This window comes from Streptomyces sp. NPDC093089 (genome assembly GCF_044754405.1).
In the GTDB taxonomy this organism is placed as follows: domain Bacteria; phylum Actinomycetota; class Actinomycetes; order Streptomycetales; family Streptomycetaceae; genus Streptomyces.
The window spans coordinates 139354-157691 of record NZ_JBIVPA010000015.1 but is presented as its reverse complement, the minus strand read 5'-3'; the positions used below and the strand labels follow the sequence as shown (position 1 = coordinate 157691).

At 71.7% G+C, this 18338-nt stretch carries 15 protein-coding genes and 3 pseudogenes; 12 read left to right on the top strand and 6 right to left on the bottom strand.

The annotated features are described in order from the left end of the window. Positions 1-213: 213 nt before the first annotated feature. A complete protein-coding gene (locus tag ACIQFX_RS31260; protein ID WP_402470191.1) occupies positions 214-2364 on the top strand; it encodes a family 20 glycosylhydrolase in 2151 nt (716 codons plus the stop codon). 185 nt (positions 2365-2549) lie between these two features. On the opposite strand, the gene ACIQFX_RS31255 is transcribed toward ACIQFX_RS31260, so the two are convergent. Then, positions 2550-3386: a ketose-bisphosphate aldolase gene (locus ACIQFX_RS31255; RefSeq protein WP_402470189.1), complete on the bottom strand. Its 837-nt coding sequence runs from the start codon at positions 3384-3386 to the stop codon at positions 2550-2552. Positions 3387-3533: 147 nt separating this feature from the next. Continuing rightward, the gene (locus ACIQFX_RS31250; RefSeq protein WP_402470188.1) at positions 3534-4514 is read right to left on the bottom strand and encodes a 1-phosphofructokinase family hexose kinase; all 981 of its coding nucleotides are present in this window, start codon (positions 4512-4514) and stop codon (positions 3534-3536) included. A 334-nt stretch (positions 4515-4848) separates the two neighbouring features. Between ACIQFX_RS31250 and ACIQFX_RS31245 the strand changes: the two genes are divergently transcribed. The 5 genes from ACIQFX_RS31245 (at position 4849) to ACIQFX_RS31225 (ending at position 10444) form a co-directional block, all read left to right on the top strand. Beyond that, entirely contained in the window at positions 4849-5649 is an 801-nt protein-coding gene (locus ACIQFX_RS31245; RefSeq protein ID WP_402470186.1) for a DeoR/GlpR family DNA-binding transcription regulator, read from the top strand. 317 nt (positions 5650-5966) lie between these two features. Beyond that, positions 5967-7229 (top strand): extracellular solute-binding protein, encoded by a 1263-nt coding sequence (locus ACIQFX_RS31240; RefSeq protein WP_402470184.1) that lies wholly within the window; start codon positions 5967-5969, stop codon positions 7227-7229. 29 nt (positions 7230-7258) lie between these two features. Continuing rightward, a complete protein-coding gene (locus ACIQFX_RS31235) occupies positions 7259-8176 on the top strand; it encodes a carbohydrate ABC transporter permease (RefSeq protein ID WP_402470182.1) in 918 nt (305 codons plus the stop codon). Then, entirely contained in the window at positions 8173-9081 is a 909-nt protein-coding gene (locus ACIQFX_RS31230) for a carbohydrate ABC transporter permease (RefSeq protein WP_402470180.1), read from the top strand. Before ACIQFX_RS31235 ends, ACIQFX_RS31230 begins: the two co-directional genes overlap by 4 nt. 85 nt (positions 9082-9166) lie before the next feature. After that, positions 9167-10444: an extracellular solute-binding protein gene (locus tag ACIQFX_RS31225; RefSeq protein WP_402470178.1), complete on the top strand. Its 1278-nt coding sequence runs from the start codon at positions 9167-9169 to the stop codon at positions 10442-10444. 81 nt (positions 10445-10525) lie between these two features. Here ACIQFX_RS31225 and ACIQFX_RS31220 read toward each other — a convergent pair whose 3' ends face one another. Beyond that, positions 10526-11434 carry an ROK family protein gene (locus ACIQFX_RS31220; protein WP_402470176.1) on the bottom strand — a complete coding sequence of 303 codons (909 nt, stop codon included), beginning with the start codon at positions 11432-11434 and terminating at the stop codon, positions 10526-10528. A 280-nt stretch (positions 11435-11714) separates the two neighbouring features. Here ACIQFX_RS31220 and ACIQFX_RS31215 point away from each other — a divergent pair, with 280 nt between their 5' ends. The 4 genes from ACIQFX_RS31215 to ACIQFX_RS31200 all read left to right on the top strand — a co-directional run bounded on the left by ACIQFX_RS31215 (position 11715) and on the right by ACIQFX_RS31200 (position 15382). Further along, positions 11715-11990, top strand: a complete 276-nt coding sequence (locus ACIQFX_RS31215; protein ID WP_402470174.1) for a hypothetical protein — start codon at positions 11715-11717, stop codon at positions 11988-11990. 166 nt (positions 11991-12156) lie between these two features. Next, a complete protein-coding gene (locus ACIQFX_RS31210; RefSeq protein WP_402470172.1) occupies positions 12157-13350 on the top strand; it encodes an NAD(P)/FAD-dependent oxidoreductase in 1194 nt (397 codons plus the stop codon). Positions 13351-13361: 11 nt separating this feature from the next. Further along, on the top strand, positions 13362-14387 hold the full coding sequence (locus tag ACIQFX_RS31205; protein ID WP_402470170.1) for an ABC transporter permease: 1026 nt from the start codon (positions 13362-13364) through the stop codon (positions 14385-14387). A gap of 41 nt (positions 14388-14428) precedes the next feature. Further along, the gene (locus ACIQFX_RS31200; RefSeq protein WP_402470168.1) at positions 14429-15382 is read left to right on the top strand and encodes a sigma-70 family RNA polymerase sigma factor; all 954 of its coding nucleotides are present in this window, start codon (positions 14429-14431) and stop codon (positions 15380-15382) included. 195 nt (positions 15383-15577) lie between these two features. Here the strand turns inward: ACIQFX_RS31200 and ACIQFX_RS31195 are convergent. Both ACIQFX_RS31195 and ACIQFX_RS31190 read right to left on the bottom strand, forming a co-directional pair. Further along, positions 15578-15958, bottom strand: a pseudogene (locus tag ACIQFX_RS31195) (HAD-IA family hydrolase); the annotation flags it as partial. A 46-nt stretch (positions 15959-16004) separates the two neighbouring features. After that, positions 16005-16985, bottom strand: coding sequence for a phosphotransferase family protein (locus tag ACIQFX_RS31190; protein WP_402470167.1), 981 nt, complete (start codon positions 16983-16985; stop codon positions 16005-16007). Here ACIQFX_RS31190 and ACIQFX_RS31185 point away from each other — a divergent pair. Together ACIQFX_RS31185 and ACIQFX_RS31180 are read left to right on the top strand one after the other, a co-directional pair. Further along, a pseudogene (locus ACIQFX_RS31185) lies at positions 16936-17592 on the top strand (MupA/Atu3671 family FMN-dependent luciferase-like monooxygenase); the annotation flags it as partial. The gene ACIQFX_RS31190 and the pseudogene ACIQFX_RS31185 overlap by 50 nt on opposite strands. 109 nt (positions 17593-17701) lie before the next feature. After that, positions 17702-18106 (top strand): hypothetical protein, encoded by a 405-nt coding sequence (locus tag ACIQFX_RS31180; RefSeq protein WP_402470342.1) that lies wholly within the window; start codon positions 17702-17704, stop codon positions 18104-18106. A 16-nt stretch (positions 18107-18122) separates the two neighbouring features. Here ACIQFX_RS31180 and ACIQFX_RS31175 read toward each other — a convergent pair. After that, positions 18123-18329, bottom strand: a pseudogene (locus tag ACIQFX_RS31175) (cupin domain-containing protein); the annotation flags it as partial. Positions 18330-18338: the final 9 nt, after the last annotated feature.

Sequence of the window (18338 nt, the reverse complement as noted above, 5' to 3'; positions counted from 1 at the left end):
TCGCGACGAAGCTACGCCCCGGTAAGCCTTGACGCTCGCGCTCCGTGGCTGCCACGGTTCGTTCGAAAGTGCTTGACAGTAGGCCTGATTGAGCAAAACAGCGCACGATCAATGCTCGTAACTGCCCCTCCCCGTCGTCACCGCACTCCCGTCGTGATGCGCGCGCTCCGTCGCGCCCGCGGGCGTGCGCCCCTTCCAGCGAAGGAGCCATCCATGCGTTCGTCGCGCAGGCGGAGAACGAACATCTCCGCTCTCGCAGCCCTCGCCCTCGCCCTCGCCGCGCCCCTGCCGGCGACGGGCACCGCGACCGCCGCCCCGCGCCAGGCGGCCGTCGAGTCCACCACCCCGGCCGTCGTACCCCAGCCCGTCTCGCAGACGAACCTGACCGGCGGCGGCTTCACCCTCACCGCGCAGACTCCGGTGAACGTCGTCCCGTCCGCCGATCCCGACGCGCTGGGCGTGGGCACCTACCTCGCGGGTCTGCTCGCCCCGGCGACCGGCTACACCCTGCCGGTGACGCAGACCGCCCCGTCCGGCGGCCAGGCCGTCGTCCTCGACCCGAACGGCCCGTCGAGCCTCGGCGCCGAGGGCTACACCCTGTCGTCGACCAGCACCGGCGTGACGGTGACCGCGCACGGAGCGCAGGGCCTCTTCCGCGGAGTGCAGACCCTGCGTCAACTCCTTCCGGCGGCGGTCGAGTCCACCACGGTCAAGCCCGGCCCCTGGACCGTAGCCCCCGTCCAGATCTCGGACACGCCCCGGTACGCCTACCGGGGCGTCATGGTGGACGTGGCCCGGCGCTACTTCCCGATGTCCCAGCTCAAGAAGTACATCGACCAGGCCGCGGCCTACAAGATCAACACCCTGCACCTGCACCTGACGGACGACCAGGGCTGGCGCATCGCGATCGGGGCAATACCGAGCCTCACCACGGTCGGTGCGAGCACGCAGAGCGGCTTCACCGGCGGGACGTCCTGGTACTACACCGCCGCGGAGTACCAGGAGATCGTGGCCTACGCCAAGTCCCGCTTCATGACCGTCGTCCCCGAGATCGACGGCCCCGGTCACACCAGCGCCGCGCTGGCGTCCGTCGCGAACCTCAACTGCGACAACAAGGCGATCAAGCCGTACTCCGGCTTCGAGGTGGGCATCAGCCTCTACTGCCTGAGCGACGCCCAGCACGTATCCAACGTCAGCGGCTTCCTCACCACCGTCATCGACACCGTGGCGGCGATGACGCCCGGCCCGTACGTCCACCTCGGCGGCGACGAGACGCCGCAGGCCACCGCGTCCCAGTACGACGCCTACGTGTCCGCCGCCACCTCGGCCGCGACGGCGCGGGGCAAGACCGTGATGGCGTGGCACCAGCTCGGACAGTCCACCATCCCCGCGAACAGCGTCATGCAGTGGTGGGGCGACGCCGACGACCGGGCCAGCATCGGCACCTCCGGCGAGACGGAGGACGTGCGGTTCGTCCGCAACGCCGTCCAGCAGAACGCCCGGTTCGTGATGTCCCCCTCGGACCACGCGTACCTCGACATGAAGTACGACGCGTCGACGCCGTACGGGCTCTCCTGGCAGGGCTACGTCCCGGTGAGCAAGGCCTACGACTGGGACCCCTCCACCTCGACGGCCAAGCCCAACGGCACCGGCTCGCTCGTCCCGGCCGACCGGATCGCCGGCGTCGAAGCGGCCCTGTGGGCCGACCGCGCGTACGCGGGAAGCCAGGACCTGCCCCAGTCCACCAGCCAGTTCCCCGAGCCGTACGTGTACGCCGAGTACATGACCTTCCCGCGCCTGCCCGCCATCGCCGAGATCGGCTGGTCGCCGCAGTCCACCCACGACTGGACCGACTTCAGCCGCCGGCTGGGGACCCACGGACCGCGCTGGACCGCGGCGGGAATCGGCTACTACGCCGCGCCCGACGTCCCCTGGACGAGCCCTTCCGGCGGCAGCCTGAACGGCGTCCACACGCTCGCCTCCGGCACCCGGGCCCTGGACGTCCCCGGCAGCTCCACCTCCCCGGGCACGCGGCTCACCACCTGGGCCCTGCACGGCGGGAACAACCAGAAGTGGACCCTCACCGAGCAGTCGGACGGCTCCTACACCCTGGTCAACATCGCCTCCGGGCTCTGCGCCGACGTCAGCGGCGGTTCCCTGTCCGCTGGAGCCGCCGTCGTCCAGTGGACGTGCACCGGCGGAACCAACCAGCGGTGGCGGATCACGCCCGTCGCCGGCGGCACCCACACCCTGGCCTCGGTCAAGAGCGGCCTGCTGCTGACCACGGCCTCGACGGCCAACGGCGCACTCGTCTCCCAACAGCCCGACAGCGGATCGGCGTTGCAGCGCTGGACCATCGGATGACACGCCGACTCTGACCGCCCGGCGGTGCGACGAGCGGGACTCCCCGGTCCGCGGCCCCGCCGTGGACCGGGGAGTCCCCGCGGGGCTCGGCGGGGCCCGCGTCGGCCCGTCGCGTCGCCGGCACAGCGAGGAGGGCCCGGCCGCGTCCCCGGCCGGGCCCTCCTCGCTGTGCGTTTCCCCGCGGGTCAGCGGCCCGCGAGGACGCGCAGCAGCCGTGCCACCTCCGCGGCCACCGCCTCGCGCGCCGGACCCAGGTACCCGCGCGGGTCGGCGGCAGCCGGGGCGGCCTGGAGCCGGTCCCTGATCGTGCGGGTGAAGAGCTGGTTGAGGTGGGTGGAGATGTTCACCTTCGTCATCCCCGCGGCGACGGCCTTCTCGAGGTCCGCGTCGTCGACGCCGGAGGAGCCGTGCAGGACGAGGGGGACGTCCAGGGAGTCCCTCAGGCGCGCGATGAGGTCGAGGTCGAGCACGGCGTCCCGGATGATCATGGCGTGCGAGCTGCCCACGGCGACGGCGAGCGCGTCCACCGCCGTCGCGGCGGCGAACGCGCACGCCTCGTCCGGGTCCGTACGGACGTGGGGTGCGTGGGCGCCGTCCTTGCCGCCGACCTCGCCGAGCTCCGCCTCGACCCAGACGTCCGCCCGGTGGCAGTGGTCGGTGATCATGCGGGTGGCGGCGACGTTCGCCTTGTACGGCAGCTTCGAGGCGTCGAACATGACCGAGGTGAAACCGAGGTCGACGGCCTCCTGGACGAGTTCGGCGGACTCGGCGTGATCCAGGTGGACCGCCACCGGAACCGCGGCGGCCCCCGCTATCCGCAGCGTGGCCAGGGCGATGGGGGCGAGGGCGCCGTGGTACCGGGCGGTGTTCTCGCTGATCTGCAGGATGACCGGCAGGCCGGCCCGCTCGGCTCCGGTGACGATCGCCTCGGCGTGCTCGATCTGTACGACGTTGAACGCGCCGACACCGGTGTTCGCGGCGCGTGCGGGCCCGACGATGTCGTCCGTGGGGGTCAGGGGCATGGGGTTCTCCATGAAGGGGTGACGGAGGCGGAGGAGGGCGGAGGTGGCGGCGGGCGCGTGCGGACGGCGGTGTCCTCACGCGCCCGCCGGACCTGGGCGGTGGCGGTGGAGCTCAGGCTCCGAGGCCGTCGAGGACCACGGAGCGGGTCAGGTTGCGGGGGCGGTCCGGGTCGTGCAGGCCGTCGAAGCCGTGGCGTCCCGGCGTCGCGCCGGCACGAGCTCGTCCACACGGACCTGTTGCCGGAACTGCGCGTAGACCGAGGCGTCGACCTCGCCGGCGACCGCGCACGGCACGGCCGCGGCCGAGAGGGCCACCGCCTCGCGCAGGATGTCCGGCCAGGCCGCGCGGGCGGCGAGGCCGGACGCGATCGCGGCGACGCAGGCGTCCCCCGCGCCCGTCGGATTGCCCGAGAGCAGTTCGGGAGGGGCGGCCCGCCACGCGCCGCTCGGGGTGACGGCCAGCAGCCCGTCGGGCCCCGCCGATGCCACGACCGTCCGCGCGCCGCGGCGCCGCAGCTCCGCGGCGGCCGCCCATGGGTCGTCGCACCCGGTCGCCTCCGCGAGCTCGGCCGCGTTGGGCTTGACCACGTCCGGCCCCGCCGCCAGGGCGGCGGTCAGGGCGGGTCCGGAGGCGTCGAGGACGGTGAGCGCGCCTTCGGCGGCCGCGGTCCGGATCAGGACCGCATAGGCGTCCGCGGGCAGCCCCGGGGGAGTGCTCCCGCTCAGGACGACCACGCTCGCGCCGCGCACCGCGGTGGCGAAGTGCCCGACGAAGGAAGCCCATTCGGTGGCGGTCACGTCCGGACCCAGCCCGTTGAAGACGGTGGCGTCACCGTCGTTGCGCGAGACGATGCCGACCGTGCGCCGCGACTCGCCCGCCACGGTGACGAAGGACGTGCGGATCCCGGTGGACCGCAGGCCGTCGTGGATCAGGCGGCCGGTGGGTCCCCCCGTCAGGCCGGTGGCGAGCGGCGCGTGCCCGAGGAAGGCGAGCACCCGGGCGACGTTGATCCCCTTCCCGCCGGGCCGCTCGTGCGCCGCGAGGACGCGGTGGGACGTACGGGGCCGCAGGTCGGACACCTCCCAGGTGACGTCGAGGGCGGCGTTGAGCGTGACGGTGACGATCATGGTGTGGGGGCTCCTGCGAAGGACGTCTTGAGCTGAAGCTCACCTGAAATGACTACTTCTGCGTTTTGAGAGCATAAAGCGAGCATATTCAATCAGGCTAGATGCTCGAACCGGCTACCGAGGGGTATCGCCCGTGGCGCGTCGCTCGGCCGAGAGCGCTCTTCGCGAGCGGTGGCAACCGGTCCACGGCCGTGCTCGATGTCATCGCGCTACGATCAACTTCGCGCACACTTCACCGGTGCGATGGTCCGACGGTCGGACGTCGGGCGGTCGGGCCGTCGAGGCTCGGAGTGTGCGGTGGGGGCGTCTCAGGGACAGGGAAGGGTTGCGGCACATGTCCAAGCAGGAGCGTTGGAGCAGGTTGCTCGAGCTGTTGGCGGTCGAGGGCAAGCTGGACGTGGAGCAGGCCGCCGTCGTCGTCGACGTGTCGCCCGCCACCATTCGGCGGGACCTCGACGAGCTCGCCGAGCAGCGGCTCCTCGTCCGCACCCGCGGCGGGGCCATCGCGCACGGTGTGTCGTACGAGCTGCCGCTGCGCTACAAGTCCTCCCGCCGGGCCTCCGAGAAGCAGCGCATCGCCAGGGCAGTGGCGGACCTGTTGACCGCGGGTGACGTCATCGGCCTCAACGGGGGAACGACCAGCACCGAGGTGGCCCGCGCGCTGGCCCTGCAGACGGGTGGCGGCGTCGGTTCTCCGGGCGAGGGGCAGTCCGGCCCCTTGTACACCGTGGTGACCAACGCGCTGAACATCGCCGGCGAGCTGGCGGTCCGCCCGCAGTTCAAGATCGTGGTGACCGGTGGCGTGGCCAGGCCTCAGTCCTACGAACTGGTGGGGCCGCTGGCGGCAGGGGTGCTGAACGAGGTGGTGCTTGACGTCGCCGTCCTGGGTGCCGACGGCGTGGACCCCAAGCTGGGGGTCATGACGCACCAGGAGGAGGAGGCCAGCATCAGCAGGCTCTTCGCCGAGCGCGCCCGCAGGGTCGTCCTGGTGGCCGACTCCTCGAAGATGGGCAAGCGCGCCTTCGCCAGGATCTGCGGCCTCGACCGCGTCGACACCCTCGTCACCGACTCCGGGATCGCCCCGGACGCGGTGGCCAGGCTCACCGAGGCCGGCATCGAAGTGATCACCGTCTGACGGCACTTGCCCCGGCACGACGCCCCCCGCGCACCAGGATGCGCGGGGGGCGTCGTGCTGTCCGGCGCCGGAGCGCCCCGGCCGTCCGCTCCCCGGGGTGCCGAGCGCCCGACATCGGGGCGATTGGGCATCGTTCGCGTAACGCCCCCTGGTATCCGAGCCCCGTCGTCGTGTTTACTTTGCCCACAGCAGATGCTCGTTCATGAGCGAAAGCATGGAGCAGCAGTCAGCTTCATGCATGCTCCGAGCAGCTGTCGTTCGTTCACCCCACCGGCCGCGCCGTCCCGCGGCCGGTAGATGCAAAGGCGGTACTGACGATGGACAAGCGGATGATCGTGACGGCCTGCACCATAGGCGTGCTCACCCTCACGGCCTGCGGCGGAACCAAGGACGGCGGCGACTCGGCGAACGGCGAGGTGACGCTGAAGCTCGTCGCCGCGGACTACGGGGACAAGGCGTCGAACAGCTCGACGGCGTACTGGAACGACGTGGCGCGCCGCTTCACCGCCGCCAACCCGAAGATCAAGGTCGACGTCCAGGTCATCAACTGGAACGACATCGACTCCCAGGTCAAGACCATGATCCAGAGCGGCAACGTGCCGGACGTCCTCCAGACCGGCGGCTACGCCGACAAGGTCGCCGACGACCTCCTGTACAAGGCCGACGAGGTGCTGTCGGAGTCGACCCGGAAGAACCTCATCGACAGCTTCGCCAAGGCCGGAGAGGTCGACGGCACACAGTACGGCATTCCGTTCGTCTCGTCCGCGCGCGCCTTCTTCTACAACAAGGACGTCTTCGCCGAGGCCGGCGTCACCGAGGCACCCGAGAACTGGGACGAGCTCAAGGCCGCCGCCCAGAAGATCAAGGCCAAGGTCCCCGGCGTCACCCCGTACGCCCTTCCCCTCGGCCCCGAGGAGGCACAGGGCGAGTCCCTGATCTGGGAGCTCGGAAACGGCGGCGGCTACACGGACGCCAAGGGCGGCTACACCCTCGACGCCAAGGCCAACGTCGAGGCGTTCTCCTGGCTGAAGGCGAACCTCGTCGACCCCGGCCTGACCTACGCCAACCCCGCCACCACCGACCGCAAGACCGCCTTCGCCGACTTCGCGGCCGGCAAGACCGCCATGCTCAACGGCCACCCCTCGCTCATCCAGATGTCCAAGGACGGCAAGGTCGACTACGGCGTCGCACCCATCCCCGGCAAGTCCGGACCGCTCACGTCCACGCTCGGCGTCGCCGACTGGATGATGGCCTTCAAGGACGGCGGCCACAAGGAAGAGGTCCGCAAGTTCCTCGACTTCGCGTACTCCAAGGAGAACACGCTGAAGTTCGACGAGACGTACAACCTCATGCCGGTCACCGAGGACACGCTCCGGGAGATGACCGCCAACGGCAAGCACAAGGACCTCGAACCCTTCTTCACCCTGCTGCCGAACGCCGTCTTCTACCCGCTAGGCGACACCACCTGGGACGCCGTCTCCGCCGAGATCAAGAAGAGCGGCGGCACCGCCGTGAACGACCCCGCGAAGGTGCTGGGAGAGCTCCAGAAGAAGGCCGAGGCGGCGGTCGCCGACCAGTAGGCCCGCGCCCCGTCACGGAAGGCACCCTCGTGTCCACCAGCTCATCCGCCACCCGCCCCGGCCGCAAGGGCCCGGGCGGCCTGGCCCGCCTCGGCCCGCTGCCCTGGATCGGCCCCGCGGCCCTGCTCATCGTCCTCGTCGTGCTCTGGCCCGTCTACGAGATGGTCCGCACCTCGTTCCTGAAGATCAGCAGCAGCGGCTTCGTCCGCGGCTCGGCCGGAACCGACAAGTACCGGCAGCTGTTCGAGGATCCGGCCCTGCCCTCGGTCGTCGTCTCCACCGTCATGTGGACCCTCGTCGTGGTCACCACCACGATGGTGGTCTCCCTGGCCCTCGCCCAGCTGTTCAACCAGAAGTTCCCCGGCCGCCGCGTCACCCGCTGGGCGCTCATCGCACCGTGGGCCGCCTCGCTCGTGATGACCGCGATCGGCTTCAAGTGGATGCTCAACCAGACCTCCGGCGTCCTCAACACCCTCATGAAGGACCTCGGCCTCGTCGACGGCCCCAAGGACTGGCTGGGCGACCCGTCCACCGCCTGGCCGTGGATGATGTTCGTCGCCGTCTTCGTCTCGCTGCCCTTCACCACGTACACCCTGCTCGCCGGGCTCCAGACCATCCCCACCGAGGTCTACGAAGCGGCCAGGGTCGACGGTACGAGCACCTGGCAGACGTACCTGCGGATCACCCTGCCGCTGCTGCGCCCGGCGCTGCTCGTCGGCATGGTGATCAACCTGATCAACGTCTTCAACTCGTTCCCCATCATCTGGAGCATGACCCGCGGCGGCCCGGACAGCGACACCGCCACCACCACGGTCTTCATGTACCAGATGAAGAACGCCGACATCGGCCAGTCCGCGGCGATGTCCGTCGTCAACTTCGCCCTCGTCGTGGTCATGGTCGTCCTCTTCCTCAAGGCCAGCCGCTGGAACCAGGAGGAGACCCGATGACGCAGCGCACCCTCACCGCCGTACGCGCCACGGCCCCCACCCCCCACCCGGAAAGCCCCGCCGCGCCCCCGCGGACCCGGCGCCCGCGGACCGTCGACCCCCGCACGCTGCTGACCGCGGCAGCCGCGTGGCTGCTGGCCGCGGTGTTCCTGTTCCCGTACCTGGAGATGGTGATCACCGCCCTCCGGCCGGCGCACGAACTGCGGGACGCCACCTACCTGCCGAGCGACTTCGAGTGGGCCAACTTCATCGACGTGTGGCGCGAGTCCCACCTCTGGGACAACCTCCGCGTCACCCTGCTCGTCTCCGCCGGATCGACCCTGCTCGTCCTGCTGGTCGCCATCCCCGCCGCGTACTACACGGCCCGCACGAAGTTCCGCGGCCGCAAGCTCTTCCTGCTGCTCGTCCTCATCACGCAGATGTTCCAGCCGACGTCCCTGCTGGTGGGCCTCTACCGCGAGTTCTACCAACTGGACATGCTCAACTCGGTCTGGACCCTGATCCTCTGCAACGGGGCCTTCAACCTGGCCTTCGCGATCTGGATCCTCACCGCGTACTTCTCCTCGATCCCGGAGGCACTCGAGGAAGCCGCCATGATCGACGGCCTCGGACGCGGCGGCGCGCTCCTGCGGATCACCCTGCCGCTGGCGATGCCCGGAGTCGTCACCGCGATGATCTTCACCTTCATCGCGGCCTGGAACGAGTTCGTCATGGGCCTGACCCTCTCCACCGTTCCGGAGAACCAGCCCCTCACGGTCGGCATCAACAGCTTCATCGGCAACTACACCGTCCAGTGGAACTACCTGTTCGCCGGCTCGGTCATCGCCATCGTGCCCGTCGTCGTCCTCTTCGCGCTCATCGAGCGCAAGGTCGTGTCCGGCCTGACCGCCGGCTCCGTCAAGTAACCCGCCACCGGCCCGCCCCCCGCCGCACGTCCTACGAACGGCGGGGAGGCGGGCCTTTCCGTGGCACACAGCAGAGGGAAGAACCGTGCCCGAACACCGACACGCCCTGACCGCGGCCGCCGCCGCTCTCGCGCTCTGCGCGGCGACGGCAGGCTGCGCGAACACCTCCGGCGACGTCACCCTGAGGCTCGTGGCCGCCGACTACGAGGTCGCCGCCGGGAGGTCCGACAGCACCGAGCGGTACTGGGCCGAACTCGTCCGCGCCTACGAGTCGGCCCACCCCGGGATCGACATCGAAGTGGAGATCGTCTCCTGGGACCGCATCGACCGCCAGGTGGCGGACATGGTCAAGGCCGGCAAGGCACCCGACATGGCCCAGATCGCCTCCTACGCCGAGTTCGCCGAACGGGGCGACCTCTACCGCGCCGACAGCCTGCTCTCGATCCCCGTGGAGGCGAACTTCCTGCCGGCCCTCGCCGAAGAGGGCCGCTACCGGGGAACCCAGTACGGCATGCCGTTCACCTCCTCCACCCGGCTCCTCTTCTACAACCGGACGGCGTTCGCCCGCGCGGGCATCGACCAGCCCCCGGCGACCTGGGCCGAACTGAAGTCCGCGGCCGAGCGGTTGAAGAGCCGTACCGGAATCGCGTACCCCGTCGCGGTGCCCTTAGGTCCCGAGGAGGCACAGATCGAGGCGATGGCCTGGATGCTCGGAGGCGGCGGTGGCTACACCGGACTCAACGGCTCCTACGAGATCGACTCGCAGAAGAACGTCAACAGCCTGAACTGGGTCAAGGACAACCTCGTGAAGCCGGGACTCACGGGTCCCGTCCCGCCCGAACGCCTCAACCGCAAGGACGCCTACGCGGCGTTCGTACGCGGCGACGTGGGCATGGTCAACGGCCACCCCTCCCTGCTCCAGCCGGCGCGCGCCGCCGGCATCGACGTCGGCAAGGTGCCCGTGCCCGGCCGGGACGGCACGTCCCACGCCGCTCCCGCGGTCGTCGACTGGGTCATGGCGTTCAAGCGCAACGGCCACGCCCAGGAGATCGGAAGCTTCCTCGACTTCCTCTTCAGCGACGAGAACGTCCGCGAGTTCGCCGCACGCAACAACCTGCTGCCGGTCACCGTCTCCGTCACCCGGCAGATGGAGGCCGACGACCGCCACCGCGACCTCCGCGAATTCCTCCACGAGCTGCCGACCTCGACCCTGCCCCCCGTCGGCAAGACCTCCTGGGGCGCCGTGGGAGACAGCACCAAGAGGACCATCGGCAGCGCCATGACCGACGAGGGAACCCCTGCGAAGGCCCTGCGCCGCATCGCCGACGACGCCTTCATGGCGGAGCAGGCGCAGCGAGGGTAGGAGAGCGCGGCCGCTGTCGGCGGGGGACCACGCACGGCGCCGACGCCACGCGGGCCACGCACGGCGCCGACGCCACGGCCGTCAGGCGGCGGCACCCCCGCTCCCCAGCTCCTGGGCCAGGAGGGCGGCTCCCACGCAACCCGAGCGATCCCCGAAGGCCGCCGGCACGATCTCGGGCACGGCCTGGAAGGTCAGCCGTCGGGCCAGCGCCTCCCGCAGCGGAGCGAGGCGCCCCCTGCCCGCGTCCCCGAGTTCTCCGCCGATGACCAGGAGCTCGGGGGCGTACACGGTGACGGCCGTCGCGAGCGTGGCGGCCAGCGCCTCCACGGCCTCGGCGCACACGGCCCCGGCCACCGCGTCGCCCGCGTCGGCGCGGTGGTACAGCTCGCCCGCGCCGACCCCGCGCCACCTCGTGAGCCGGGCGTACCGGTGACTGATCGCGGGGGAGGAGGCGACCGTCTCCAGGCAGCCCCGCCCGCCGCAGTGGCAGGGCTCGCCGCCGGGCCGGACCACGAGGTGCCCGATCTCGCCCCCTCCACCCCGACTCCCCGGCTCGACCCGACCGTCGAGCACCCACGCCGCGCCGATCCCCGTACCGACGGACACGAACAGGAAGTTCCGGCTGCCCCTGCCGGCACCGAGCCTCGCCTCGGCGAGCCCGCCCGCCCGCACGTCGTGCCCGAAGGCCACGGGCAGCTCCAGATGCTCGGAGACCCACCCCCGCACCGGGACTCCCCGCCACCCCAGCGCACCCGCGCGCACCGCGCTGCCGGACGCGTCGTCCACGACACCCGGCACCACGATCCCCGCCGCCACCGCGCCACTGCGACGGGCGAGGGCGGCCGCGCATTCGAGCACGGTCTCCAGCACGGCGTCCGGCCCCCGCTCGGGGCGACTGAACCAGCGCTCGCGATCCCGCAGGACACCGTCGGGCCCGAGCACACAGCCCTTGATGTACGCCCCGCCGATTTCCAGAGCGACGACGCTCATCTTCCGTCCGTTTCTTGCATGGATCATGTGTGAACTTGAAGTGTTTATAGCTCTTGTGAGCGGTACTGAGCAATATTGGGATGGGTGGGGCTGGGTACGGCTTGGAGGGGCCGGGAGGGACCGGGTCGGGTTGGGCGGGGTCTGTGCCCCTGAAGGTCATGGCGCTGCTCCGAGCGGCCCAGGCTCACAGTGGCAGGGTGAACGGATCGAACCCGCAGGTCGGGCCCGTCGCACCTGCCCGCTCGCGCTCGGACTGCCGGAGCCGGCACGGCTCTGTCTCGTGGCGCCGTGGTGGCGGGACGCACCCGGCCGGACCCCCGAGGAGCTCCGCTCGGTCGCCGACGAGCTCCGGGAGGATCTCCCCGATCTCGATCGGCGACGCGACCGCGCGGCCCGTGCCCTCGGTCTCGACCCGGCCGCCCTGCCGTCCGAGACCGCCGCCCTGGCCCGGCTCGTACGGCTCCCCCGGGATCCGGTGGCCGCGTCCTGCCTCGTCGTCGGCCGCGACGGCGACTCGTTCGACTCCCTCTTCGGCACCTCCACCGCACCGCTCTGACCACCCCCGGCCCTCTGCCCTTGACGTCCTGGAGGGGCTCCCGCCGGCCGCTGGGGAATGCTTCACCGATCCGACATGTGACGCAGGTCACATCTCACTCCTGTCAGGAATCGGAGTGCTGCCCCGCTCAAGCCACCGAGAGCAGGCACAACGACAGGAGCAAGAGATGAAGCACCGCATCGTCGTCCTCGGCGCCGGCTATGCCGGGGCCTACGTGGCCGGGACCCTGGCCCGTCGGCTGTCCCCGGAGGACATCGAGATCACCGTGGTCAACGCCGAGCCGGACTTCGTCCAGCGGCTGCGGCTGCACCAGCTCGCGGCCGGCCAGGAGATCGAGGCCCCGAAGCTTGCCGAGGTCTTCGCGGGCACAGGGGTCCGGCTGCGCCTGGCCCGTGTCACCGCCGTGGACCCCGAGCGGCAGATCGTCGCAGTGGCCGACGCCGCCGGCGGTGGAGAACTCGGCTACGACACACTCGTCTACGCGCTCGGCAGCCGCGGCGACGACCACGGCGTCCCCGGCGTCGCCGAGCACGCGTTCGACGTCGCCGCCCGGCCCTCGGCGCTGCGCCTGCGCGAGCGTCTGGCCGGTCTGGGCGCCGGAGGGCGTGTGGTGGTCGTCGGTGACGGGTTGACCGGCATCGAGACCGCCACCGAGATCGCCGAGTCCCGGCCCGACCTGTCGGTGGACCTGGTCGCCCGCGGCGAACTCGGCGCCCGGCTCTCGGCAGGAGCCCGCGACCACCTGCGCCGGGCGTGCGACCGGCTGGGCACCGCCGTGTGGGAGCACGCCGAGGTGGAAGCCGTCGAGGCGGCGCGGGTGCTCTGCGCCGACGGGACCGTCCTGGCATCCGACGCGACCGTGTGGACGGCCGGGTTCGTGGTCGAACCCCTCGCCACCGCCGCCGGCCTCGAGGTCACCGAGAACGATCGGATCGTCGTCGACCGCACCATGCAGTCGGTCTCGCACCCGAACGTCTACGCCGTCGGCGACAGCGCGTACGCCGTCGGCGACAACGGCAGGCCGCTGCCGATGTCCTGCGCCTCGGCCGGCTACACCGGCCGCCAGGCCACGGACGCGATCGTGGGGCGCCTGACCGGCCGCACGGTCGCGAACACCAAGCTGGAGTACGTGGGCAACCACATCAGCCTCGGGCGACGGGACGGGATCCTGCAGATGGTCGACGGCGAAGGGCAGGCGAAGCCGAAGTTCACGGGAGGCCGGAAGGCCGCGCGGATCAAGGCCGGCATCGTCCGGATGTCGCTGTGGGCCACCTCGCACCCGACCTTCGGGCTGCCCAAGCGCAAGCAACGCCTCACCACCGAACCGGTCGCGTCGTCCGCCGAGACGGCGGTGGCGTAGCCGTGCGAGCCGTGTCCACCGAGGCCGCCCCGGCAGCAGACATGAGGCCCTCGCCCTGGTCGACCGTGGCCAGGGCGACCGCCCTGCTCACGGTGAGCATCAGCCTGCTGCTCACCGCCTTCGCCTGGCCGTCGGTCCGCTCATCGGTGCACGACGTGCCGATCGCCGTCGTCGGGCCCGCTCCTGCCGTCGAACAACTCACCTCCGTACTCGACCAGCGGCTTCCCGACGGCTTCGAGGTCACCCGGGTCGCCGACACCGCCGGTGCCGAGAGGATGATCCGCGAGCGGGAGGTGTACGGGGCGATCGACCTGAGCTCCGGCACCCCGCAGGTCGTCACCGCGTCCGCCGCGAGCACCGCCGTCGCCCAGACCCTGAACAGCGTCGCGGCCGGCCTCGGTCAGGGACGGGGAACCGGCCCGGCGGTCACCGTCCGCGACCTCGTCCCGCTGCCGGCCGACGACCCGCGCGGTGCCGGACTGACCGCCGGAGCCCTGCCGCTGGTCATGGGCGGTCTGCTCGCCGCCCTCGTCCTGACCAGGCTCGTTCGCGGCAGCGCCCGCCGCGTCACCGGAGCACTCGCCTTCGCCGTCACCGGCGGACTCGCCGTGGCGGCGATCCTGCGGTTCTGGCTCGGCTCACTCGACGGCTCCTACTGGGCCGACAGCGGCGCCGTCGCCCTGACGCTCGCGGCCACCTCCCTGAGCATCCTCGGTCTCATGTCACTGCTCGGGTACGTCGGCTTCGGCCTCGGCGCAGCCACCATGATGCTCATCGGCAACCCCCTGTCGGGCACCGCGACCGCACCCGAGATGCTGCCCGGCCGTTCCGGCGCCCTCGGCCAGCTGCTGCCGCCCGGAGCCGGTGGCCAACTGCTGCGCTCCACCGCCTTCTTCGACGCACGCGGTGCCACCGTCTCCGCCACCGTCCTGACGGCCTGGCTCACGCTCGGACTGGTGCTGTGCCTGGCCGGCGGCCTGCGCACCCGCCCCACCGCCGACACCGTCGAGGAAGCGACCGTCCGTGCAACGGCCTGAGTCCCTCATCCCCTTCCGCAAGATCCTCTAGGGTGGTTCGCGTGGACAGCACCGCCACTGATCGCTTCGACACCGATCGATTCGAGGCCGGCCGGAGCCGACTGGCCTCGCTGGCGTACCGGCTCCTCGGCTCCGCCGTCGACGCCGAGGACGCCGTGCAGGACGCTTTCCTGCACTGGCAGGCCGCCGACCGGCAGCAGATCAGGGTGCCGGAGGCATGGCTGACCAAGGTCGTCACCAACCTGTGCCTCGACCGGCTCCGTTCGGCACAGGCCCGCCGCGAACGCGCCGTCGGCGCCTGGCTGCCCGAACCGCTCCTCGACGGCGACCCGATGCTCGGTCCCGCCGACACCTTCTTGCAGCGCGAATCGGTATCGCTGGCCGTACTGACCCTCATGGAGCGCCTCTCGCCCCTTGAGCGGGCTGTCTACGTCCTGCGCGAGGCATTCGACCACGGTCACGCCGAGATCGCCGAGATCCTCGACATCAGCGAGTCCGCGAGCCAGCAGCACCTCCACCGGGCCCGGCAGCGGGTCACGGCCGCCCGCCGCCGCGGCGGCGAGGTCGACGCCGCGTCCGCCCGCAGGGTCGTCGAGGAATTCCTCGCCGCCGCCTCCTCGGGGCGCACCGAACGGCTGGTGGCGCTGCTCACCGATGACGTGGTCGCGATCTCCGACGGCGCAGGCCTGGCCGAGAAGCTGCTGCGGTTCGACACCCCGCAGCGCGTCGCCGCCGTCGCGCGGGCCGGATTCAAACCCAGCCCCGCGAAGCGGCGCCTGGCCGGCGGCACGCCCGCCATGCACTACGCGGTCGTGAACGGCACCCCCGCCCTCCTCGCCGTGGTCGGCGATCAGGTCGTCGGCTCCGTGACGTTCGACCTCGCGGGCGGAAAGATCGCCACCGTGCGCGGCATCGCCGCCCCCAGCCGCCTCTCACGCCTCACCGAAGCCTGGCGGCGGCACGAACCGGACACACCGCTCATCGCCCAGTGGTGACCCGACGTCGACCGCGGCCGGACTCGGCATCCGTGTTCCCGAGATCGTACGAGGAAGGAGTCCAGGACTCCGCCGGCGACCTTCGTCCGGGCGTTCCCCCCAGGTGCTGCGCGCCGCGTCGACCCGTACCGCCCCGGCCTGCTCCCGCGGCTCGCGTACGAGCCCCGTGCGGTGGGGCGTCACGCCGCCCGTACGTCAGTCCACGACGCGCAGGCGGACCGTCCCGTCCGTGCCCGGCTCGACCCCCAACCGGGTCAGGCCGGCCCCATGGACGTCCGGAGCGGACGCCGCCGCGCGCCGGCCGACGCCCATCACGGCCGTCCCGGCGGCCCGGCCCGCTCGTATGCCCACCTCGGAGTCCTCCAGGACCACGCAGTCCGCCGGGGCGACACCCGGAAACGCGGCGGCCTTCAGGTAGCCCTCCGGGGCGGGCTTGCCCGCACCGACCTGCCCCGCGGTGACGCGGACCGCCGGCATCGGCAGCCCCGCCACGTTCATCCGGGCCTGCGCGAGGGCCTCGTCGGCCGAGGTGACCAGGGCGTGCGGTAGACCGACGACGGCGGACACCGCGCGTGGGAAGGGTCGTTCCCCGGCGGTGCGGAAGGCGCGGTGCGCCAGGCGATCACCGGCCGAGCAGCGCCAGGGTCTCCCGCAGTCGGTCGCAGGCCCAGTCGTACTGCTCGGTGGTGGTGTGGGCCCTGAACGTCGTCTCGATGATCTGGACGAGGGCGAGGTGCAGGTTGTACAGCCGCCGGCGGGTTCGTTCGGTCGCGGTGAAGGAAGGGCGGCCGTAGCCGCGGACGAAGGCGGTCGGGTCCCCGTACGTGCCCGATTCGAGGCCGGCGAAGCCGAACTCCATCAAGGGGTCGCCGTAGAAGGCCCGTTCGTGGTCGAGGACGGCGGCGATGCGGCCGTCGCGGACCATGACGTTGCCCGGCCACAGGTCCCATTCGACGAAGCGGGGTTCGGTCACCTCGTCCAGTGCGTGGGCGTGGGCGGCCAGGACCGCGCGGATCGTGTCGTAGCCGTGGCGCAGGTCGACCCCGCGTCGCTCGCCGTCGCCGAGCAGCGCCTCGGCCATCCCCAGGAAGGCGGCGCGCCAGGTCTTCTCGCCGGGGCCGGCGAGCGGGCCGAAGGCGGCGCCGGGGATCGTGTTGAGCTCGCGGGTGACGGCGCCGATGGCTTCGTCGTAGGCGTCGATCTGCGGCTGGGAGAGGGTGTCCCGTACGGTGTTGAGGTTGTCGGCGTCGACGTACGTCATGAAGAAGTAGTCGGCGTCGCACAGTTCGTGCGTCCGGTCGGCGAAGTCGACGGAGGGTACGGGGACTCGGGTGTGGTCCCGCACCAGGCGCAGGGCGGCCAGTTCCGTCGCCATGGCGCCGCGTTCGTACGTCATCACGTCGACGTGCGGCGGCGGCGCGATCTTGAGGACGGTCCGCGCGCCGGATCGCAGCCGGATCCGGTAGGCGACGTTGAACCAGCCGTCGCTCAGTTCGCCGACCCAGTCCTCGTCCGCGTCGCACACCTGGTCGGGGCCGTAGGCCCGGGCGACCATGGCGCGCAGCGCGTCGACTGGCTGCCGGTTCTTGGTGATGCTCTCCATCAGTCCTCCGCCTCAAGCACGTTCGGACGGTAGCACCGGGGCGCGTTGTGCATTCCGGAGCTCCGGAGCCACTTGTCGTCGTTGGTCCGAGGGGTCGCCGATTGCTGGCGTGAGCGATCGCTACCGCCTCCTGATGGAGGGCGCCCGTTACGCGGACGAGCACGGACCCACCGCCGTCTGGACGCCCGAGCGGCACTTCCACCGGTTCGGCGGCCTGTTCCCGAACCCGTCGGTGACCGGCGCGGCAGTGGCCGCCGTGACCTCACGGGTGCAGGTGCGGGCGGGCAGCGTGGTGCTGCCGCTGCACCATCCGGTACGGGTGGCCGAGGAATGGGCCGTCGTGGACAACCTCTCGCACGGCCGGGCCGGCGTCGCGCTCGCCTCCGGCTGGAACCCCGAGGACTTCGCCTTCGACCCCGACGCGTACGCCGATCGCAGGGAGCGCACCGTCGCCGCCGTCGAGACGCTGCGACGGCTCTGGCGGGGCGAGCCCATCGACGCGGAGACGGAGCGCCGGGTCTACCCGCGGCCGGTGCAAACGGAGATACCGCTGTGGCTCACCAGCAGCGGCAACCCGGGCACGTTCGAGACCGCCGGGCGGGTCGGCGCCGGCGTGCTCACCAACCTGCTCACGCAGGGCATGGACGCGCTGGCGGGGAACGTCACGGCGCGCCTACGCGGGCTCGGGCCGCGAGGGCCGCGGGCACGTCGTCCTGATGCTCCACACCTGCCTCGGCGAGGATCTCGGGTCGGCGGAGCGGGCCCGGACCAGGGCCAGGTCGACGTATGCGCCGGCGGCGGTCGACGACGCATACCGGCGCTACCTCACCTCGGACGGCCTGCTCGGAGCGGTGTCCGACGTCCTTCCCGTCGTGGAGCGGGCGCGGGAAGCGGGCGTCGACGAGATCGCGTGCCTCGTCGACTTCGGCCTGCCCGTCGACGCCGCGCTGAGCGGTCTGCCGCGGATCGGCGAGCTGCGTGACGTGGTGGCCGACCGGGAAGGTCAGCGGTCGGCGGACGCGAGCGGGCGGCAGCCGTCCTCCGGGCGCTCGATGTCCGCTTCGTCGAAGAAGCCGAGGGACCGTTCGAGGAAGGTGCGCGGCGTGCGGTCCGGGTTGTGACGCGACGGGGGAGACCGCGCGGGATCCAGATCCGCTCGCCGGCGGCGGCCGTCCACGCCCGGTCGCCGACCCGCACGTCGAGCGGGCCGTCCAGGACCGTCCACCATTCGTCGCGTCGGGCGTGCCGGTGCAGGCCGACCCGGTGTCCCGGGTTGACGGCGATGAACTTGACGGTCGACGAGGTGTTGAGCGTCAGCCGCTCCTGCGTGCCGTAGGGGCGGGGGGTAGTGGT

What these genes read in the sequence shown, in the direction of transcription:
- ACIQFX_RS31260 (WP_402470191.1), top strand. Translation starts at nt 214, where the DNA reads ATGCGTTCGTCGCGCAGGCGGAGAACGAACATCTCCGCTCTCGCAGCC.
- ACIQFX_RS31255 (WP_402470189.1), bottom strand. Translation starts at nt 3,386, where the DNA reads ATGCCCCTGACCCCCACGGACGACATCGTCGGGCCCGCACGCGCCGCG.
- ACIQFX_RS31250 (WP_402470188.1), bottom strand. Translation starts at nt 4,514, where the DNA reads ATGATCGTCACCGTCACGCTCAACGCCGCCCTCGACGTCACCTGGGAG.
- ACIQFX_RS31245 (WP_402470186.1), top strand. Translation starts at nt 4,849, where the DNA reads ATGTCCAAGCAGGAGCGTTGGAGCAGGTTGCTCGAGCTGTTGGCGGTC.
- ACIQFX_RS31240 (WP_402470184.1), top strand. Translation starts at nt 5,967, where the DNA reads ATGGACAAGCGGATGATCGTGACGGCCTGCACCATAGGCGTGCTCACC.
- ACIQFX_RS31230 (WP_402470180.1), top strand. Translation starts at nt 8,173, where the DNA reads ATGACGCAGCGCACCCTCACCGCCGTACGCGCCACGGCCCCCACCCCC.
- ACIQFX_RS31220 (WP_402470176.1), bottom strand. Translation starts at nt 11,434, where the DNA reads ATGAGCGTCGTCGCTCTGGAAATCGGCGGGGCGTACATCAAGGGCTGT.
- ACIQFX_RS31210 (WP_402470172.1), top strand. Translation starts at nt 12,157, where the DNA reads ATGAAGCACCGCATCGTCGTCCTCGGCGCCGGCTATGCCGGGGCCTAC.
- ACIQFX_RS31190 (WP_402470167.1), bottom strand. Translation starts at nt 16,985, where the DNA reads ATGGAGAGCATCACCAAGAACCGGCAGCCAGTCGACGCGCTGCGCGCC.
- ACIQFX_RS31180 (WP_402470342.1), top strand. Translation starts at nt 17,702, where the DNA reads ATGCTCCACACCTGCCTCGGCGAGGATCTCGGGTCGGCGGAGCGGGCC.